The following is a 6,075-nucleotide window of genomic DNA, read 5'->3' on the forward strand; positions in this document are numbered from 1 at the left end:
TATGTCGGTTTTTTAATTGCTATATAGGAGGAGATATCGATGAAACTAGTTTGGAAGATTATTAGTAACTTCATTTCATTTGTTTTATTTGCGTTAATGGTTTTCTTAGCATTTATTGTGATTTCGTCTAAAGCAAGTGGTGGGGATCCAACTATAATGGGATATCAGTTTAAAACGGTACTATCTGGTTCAATGGAACCGACATTTTTAACAGGATCCGTTATTGCGATTGAACCAACGAAAGATGGCTCTAAATATCAAAAGGGAGATGTCATTACATTTAAAGAAAATGAGACGAAAATTGTGACTCACCGCATTATTGATGTGAAAAATGTGAATGGGAAAGTCATGTATGAAACAAAAGGTGACAATAACAATGGACCGGATTTGAAACCGGTTTTAGCAGAGAATGTAATAGGAAAATATCAAGATATCACAGTTCCTTATGTAGGTTATTTATTAAATTATGCAAACTCTAAAGCAGGAGCGGCTTTACTTTTAATTATCCCAGGTCTATTCTTACTTGGTTATTCAGCGATTACTATTTTTAGTGCAATTCGTAGTATAGATGGTGATAAGAAAAATAAATCAGCAGATGTAGGACAATCTGTATGAAGTAAAGCCATAATGAGTAGGTTATTATGAGTGCAAATAAAGGAGAGAAGAGCTATCAAATTGATAGCTTTTTTCTGTTAGGATGCCAAACAGGATGCGCTGGAGGAAAAGGCTGTTTTCATTTAAATATAATTTCATTATAATGAATATAAAGGTTCTTTAAAAAGAATATAGCGTATATGTAATAGGAGATGATAGAATGTCCAAAAATTTAAAGGGAATAAAAACAGTACTCATATTGCCCTGTATGTGTTCAATCGCTTTTTATATGGGCTCTCAAGTCGTCACTCATACAGAAGCTGCTTTTGTGACAGAACAAAAAGTTCAAGGTGCTATTTCAGCAGCACCTGTGTTTCCAAAAACAATACATTTATTAAAGGAAGAGGCAAAGCAGCATGAACAGTCTATCTTGCAAGAATATGAAGGAATGAAAAAGGAGTTAGAAGCTCATTCTCTAGAAGTACTTGAAAAAAGACTTGTTTTATGGAAACAGCAACGTGAAAAGATCGTTTCTGAGCGTGAGGCGTTGCAAAACATATATGGAGAAATGGAAAGCTACTATAATCAATTAACTGAAGATGAAAAGAAGAACAATGGGGAATCAAATCAACAACTTCAATCCATACAAGCTGATGTTAACTTTATCCATACAATTTGTGAGAATGTAGATAAATCTGCAAGTATACAAACAATCGATGAACAGATTCAAGCGCTTCAAAAACAAATAAATGATGAAAAAGTACACAAATTAAATGAACAAGCCAAAGAAATAGAGAAGCACCAGGAGGTACCTACAAATGGTAAAGAACCTGTAGAAGAATCTAAGCAATCTCGTGACGTAGAAGAGGGGAAACGTGTACAAGAAACGGATTCTTCTGTCATACAGAATTAGAAAATAAATGTTTACTAGAAAAGTATATATAATTATTTTTAGAATATTCAGTATAATGTTGAGACAAAAAAATAATGACTTTTTATAGTTGTATTTGGATTATCTCGTTCTTTATAATGAATATAAGGTAACTTTTTAAAGAACAGAAAGAAATTAGGGAGATTGTATGTGTAGTGGATGGGGAAATGCAAGGCGCTCTATTCATATATTTCTTAATGGTCTAAAGAGATAATAAAAAAAGCTAGGGGGAGTTTAAAGTGAGTGTAAAGAAAAAATTAGGTATGGGAGTTGCATCAGCAGCATTAGGATTATCTTTAATCGGCGGAGGGACGTTCGCTTACTTTAGTGACAAAGAAGTATCGAACAATACGTTTGCAGCAGGTACATTAGATCTTACTTTGGATCCTAAAACAATTGTAGATGTGAAAGACCTTAAACCAGGGGATTCTGTTAAGAAAGAGTTCTTATTAAAGAACACTGGGACATTAGCGATTAAAGATGTTAAATTAGCGACGAAATATACGGTTACAGATGCAAAAGGCGATAATGCTGGGGAAGATTTCGGTGAGCACATTAAAGTAAAATTTATTTGGAACTGGGATAAACAAAGTGAGCCTGTATATGAAACAACATTAGCAGCTTTACAAAAGGCTGATCCAGATCTTTTAGCAAAAGATATCTTTGCTCCAGAGTGGGGTGAAAAAGGTGGTTTAGAAGCTGGAACAGAGGATTACCTATGGGTACAATTTGAATTTGTTGATAACAAGCAAGATCAAAATAAATTCCAAGGCGATAAATTAAACTTAGAATGGACTTTCAATGCGAACCAAACAGATGGCGAAGAGAAATAATCAAGAAATAAAACACAAAAAAGCGGGAATTCCCGCTTTTTTGTAAAGAAAAAAGGGGTGTCCCCAGTATGTCCCCTTTTTGATATGTATTATTTTTGATTTTTTTTCCATTTTGTAAACTCAAGAAATTCACGGAATTGCTCTTTTGAGACACCAGAGTTCATTGCTTCTTTGACGAGATGTGTCCATTCTGAATCTAATTGGTTTTCCGATGTTGTTTCGTCATGAAGGAGTGTGTCAACAGGTATTTGCAGAACCGTTGCGATTTTTTCGAGAAATTGAATGGAAGGGTTTTTTTGCAAATTACGCTCAATGGAACTAATGTAAGACTTTGCAACACCAGCTTTTTCAGCAAGTTCTGTTAAAGAAATCCCTCTTTGTAAACGAAGGCGTTTTATACGTTCTCCAATCATATTTGCGCACCTTTCTGTAAGTATGTAGTCGGCTTATGATGTTTATTATTATAACACAAACTTCGTTAAAAAGAACAATGCTGTTAAGTCCGAGTAGGCTGCTTCATACGTTGGAAAAAGTGTTCAATGTCTTGAATCGTAATTCCAGCATCAAGAGCCTCAAGTATTAAATCAATCCATTCTTGATCTAGTGAGTCCGTCTTATCTTCGTACAAGTGTATTCCTCCCTAATTATCGGTCGTAATCGGTGTTGCAAAATAATCGATGTTTTAACATTTTCATGACAAATTCGACAATTAATTTAAAAATATGTCAATAAAGCCAATATTTTACATATAAAAACCAAAGATAAAGTCCCCGCTGAGTTCTCTCATAAAAAAATTATAAAAGGTTTCGTGAGATTTATCAATATTTTCAGAAAACATTAATGAATTACGATATATTCTTATACGAAAAAAGTAATTTTTACAAAAATGTTAAAAAGATTACATAATATGACTGAATATTGAAAATATACTGAATGTTTAATAAAATTCAAAGTGCAGTACATATTTTATTAGGGGAGGAACTAGGGAGATGAAAAAGAAACCATTTAAAGTGTTATCAACACTTGCTGTAGCAGCTGTTCTTGGTTGCTCATTTGGGTTTGGGGGTACGTCTGTTTATGCAGAAACACCTGCAAAAACAACAGCTACAAGTCCAATTGATGATCACTTAATTCCAGAAGAACGCTTAGCAGAAGCACTTAAGAAGCGTGGGGTAATTCAATCAACAGCTTCCAATGAAGAAACAAAGAAAGCCGTTGAAAAGTATGTAGAGAAAAAGAAAGGTGACAAGCCTGGAAAAGAAGAACGAACAGGGGATCAAGTGACAAAAGAAGCGTCTGACTTTCTGAAGAAGGTAAACGATGCAAAAGCAGACACGAAAGAAAAGCTAGAGCAGCAGGCAAATGGTAATGGCGCAGGAACAGCTCCAACTAAAGGTGCTTTAAATGGTAAAGTACCCACTACTCCTGCGAAGCAAAAAGAATACAATGGTCCAGTTCGTAAGGATAAAGTACTTGTTTTACTTGTAGAATATGCTGACTTTAAACATAACAATATCGATAAAGAGCCTGGTTATATGTATTCCAATGATTTTAATCAGGAACATTATCAAAAAATGTTATTTGGTGATGAACCATTTACATTAGATGATGGAAGCAAAATTGAAACATTTAAGAAATATTATGAAGAACAATCTGGCGGTAGTTATACAGTAGATGGAACGGTTACAAAATGGTTAACAGTTCCAGGCAAGGCGGCTGATTATGGCGCAGATGCTGGAAGCGGTCATGATAATAAAGGGCCATTAGGACCTCGTGATTTAATTAAAGATGCATTAAAAGCAGCAGTGGATAGTGGGATCGATTTATCAGAATTTGATCAATTCGATCAATATGATGTGAATGGAGATGGAAATCAAAATCAACCTGACGGCTTAATCGACCATTTAATGGTTATTCATGCTGGTGTTGGACAAGAAGCTGGTGGCGGTAAATTAGGAGACGACGCAATTTGGTCACACCGCTGGACGATTGGACCACAACCTTTCCAAATCGATGGTACAAAAGCAAAAGTGCCGTATTGGGGCGGGAAGATGGCGGCATTTGACTACACAATTGAGCCAGAAGATGGAGCAGTTGGTGTATTCGCTCATGAATATGGTCATGACTTAGGTCTTCCAGATGAATATGATACACAGTATACTGGTTCAGGTGAGCCAATTGAGGCTTGGTCTATTATGAGTGGTGGTAGCTGGGCTGGTAAAATTGCTGGAACAACGCCAACAAGCTTTTCTCCACAAAACAAAGAGTTTTTCCAAAAAATAATTGGTGGAAACTGGGCGAATATTGTAGAAGTAGATTATGATAAATTAAACAGAGGAATCGGTTACGCGACATATTTAGATCAAAGTGTTACGAAATCGGAACGACCAGGTATGATTCGTGTAAACTTACCAGATAAAGAGGTAAAGGGAATCGAGCCTGCATTCGGCAAGAAGTACTATTATAGTACAAAAGGTGATAATCTTCATACAACGTTAGAAACGCCTGTATTTGATTTAACAAATGCAACGAATGCAAAATTCAATTTCAAATCACTTTATGAAATTGAAGCAGGGTATGATTTCCTTGAAGTACATGCTGTTACAGAAGATGGTACAAAAACGTTAATTGATAAGCTTGGTGAGAAAGCAAATAATAAAAATGCTGATACAACAAATGGAAAATGGATTGATAAGTCCTATGATTTAAGTCAATTCAAAGGTAAGAAAGTGAAACTTGTATTTGAATATATTACGGATGGCGGCTTAGCATTAAATGGTTTTGCTCTTGATAATGCAACGCTAACAGTAGATGGTAATGTTGTATTCTCCGATGATGCAGAAGGTACACCACAATTCAAATTAGATGGTTTCGTTGTATCTAATGGAATGGAAAAGAAAAAGAACAACTACTATTTAGAATGGAGAAACTACGCTGGTGCGGATGAAGCATTAAAATTTGCTCGCGGTCCAGTATATAACACAGGTATGGTTGTATGGTATGCAGATTCAAGTTATACAGATAACTGGGTTGGAATCCATCCAGGGAACGGATTCCTTGGTGTAGTTGATTCTCATCCAGAAGCGATTGCAGGTACTTTGAATGGGAAACCGACATTTAAAAATAGTACACGTTATCAAATTGCTGATGCAGCGTTCTCGTTTGATCAAACCCCAGCTTGGAAAGTTGTATCTCCAACTCGTGGTACGTTTGTATACGACGGATTACCAGGGGTAACGAAGTTTGATGATTCTAAAGCATATATTAACAAACAAATTCCAGATGCAGGACGTATCGTACCGAAGCTTGGTCTGAAATTTGAAGTAGTAGGTCAAGCGGATGATAATTCTGCAGGTGCTATTCGTTTATATCGCTAATGTTGAAGAGGCTGTTGAAAGATTTTCTTTCAACAGCTTTTTTGATGAGCAAATGAAGTACACATGGAGTGAAAACTCATATATAATTAAACTTTAAGTATAGGAATATTTCTATCATAGAAATTTTATATAAAATGAAGTAGTAGTATATATACATCAATTAAAAAACCGACATAAAACCGCTCTTTTTAGGTGGGAGAGAGCACCTGGCCATGCATAGAAGCAATTAGGGCCCTTTCCTGCCACATACAAAGGTGAAAACAGAGGGAGAATACAAGTGCTAGTCATGTTTTACACTGTATAACAGCGACTTATATGTTAAAAAATTAAAATAGATTTA

At 35.4% G+C, this 6,075-nt stretch carries 6 protein-coding genes; 4 read left to right on the forward strand and 2 right to left on the reverse strand.

Translation table 11 applies throughout. From position 1 onward, the window contains the following. Nucleotides 1–39 precede the first annotated feature (39 nt). From sipW to calY, 3 genes are all read left to right on the forward strand, one after another. On the forward strand, nucleotides 40–615 hold the full coding sequence (gene sipW / locus V7183_RS21390; protein WP_335360764.1) for a signal peptidase I SipW: 576 nt from the start codon (nucleotides 40–42) through the stop codon (nucleotides 613–615). A 199-nt stretch (nucleotides 616–814) separates the two neighbouring features. After that, a complete protein-coding gene (locus V7183_RS21395) occupies nucleotides 815–1,507 on the forward strand; it encodes a DUF4047 domain-containing protein (protein ID WP_097896038.1) in 693 nt (230 codons plus the stop codon). 257 nt (nucleotides 1,508–1,764) lie between these two features. Beyond that, the gene (calY, locus tag V7183_RS21400; RefSeq protein WP_097896039.1) at nucleotides 1,765–2,358 is read left to right on the forward strand and encodes a biofilm matrix protein CalY; all 594 of its coding nucleotides are present in this window, start codon (nucleotides 1,765–1,767) and stop codon (nucleotides 2,356–2,358) included. Nucleotides 2,359–2,447: 89 nt separating this feature from the next. Here calY and V7183_RS21405 read toward each other — a convergent pair whose 3' ends face one another. Both V7183_RS21405 and V7183_RS21410 read right to left on the reverse strand, forming a co-directional pair. Beyond that, nucleotides 2,448–2,771: a helix-turn-helix domain-containing protein gene (locus V7183_RS21405; protein ID WP_097896041.1), complete on the reverse strand. Its 324-nt coding sequence runs from the start codon at nucleotides 2,769–2,771 to the stop codon at nucleotides 2,448–2,450. Between the two features lie 83 nt (nucleotides 2,772–2,854). Next, a complete protein-coding gene (locus V7183_RS21410) occupies nucleotides 2,855–2,986 on the reverse strand; it encodes an anti-repressor SinI family protein (protein ID WP_335360765.1) in 132 nt (43 codons plus the stop codon). Nucleotides 2,987–3,347: 361 nt separating this feature from the next. Here V7183_RS21410 and V7183_RS21415 point away from each other — a divergent pair, with 361 nt between their 5' ends. Then, nucleotides 3,348–5,735, forward strand: a complete 2,388-nt coding sequence (locus tag V7183_RS21415) for an immune inhibitor A domain-containing protein (RefSeq protein ID WP_335360766.1) — start codon at nucleotides 3,348–3,350, stop codon at nucleotides 5,733–5,735. Nucleotides 5,736–6,075: the final 340 nt, after the last annotated feature.

The sequence above is a fragment of the Bacillus sp. JJ1127 genome, assembly GCF_036965845.1.
Taxonomy (GTDB): Bacteria; Bacillota; Bacilli; order Bacillales; family Bacillaceae_G; genus Bacillus_A.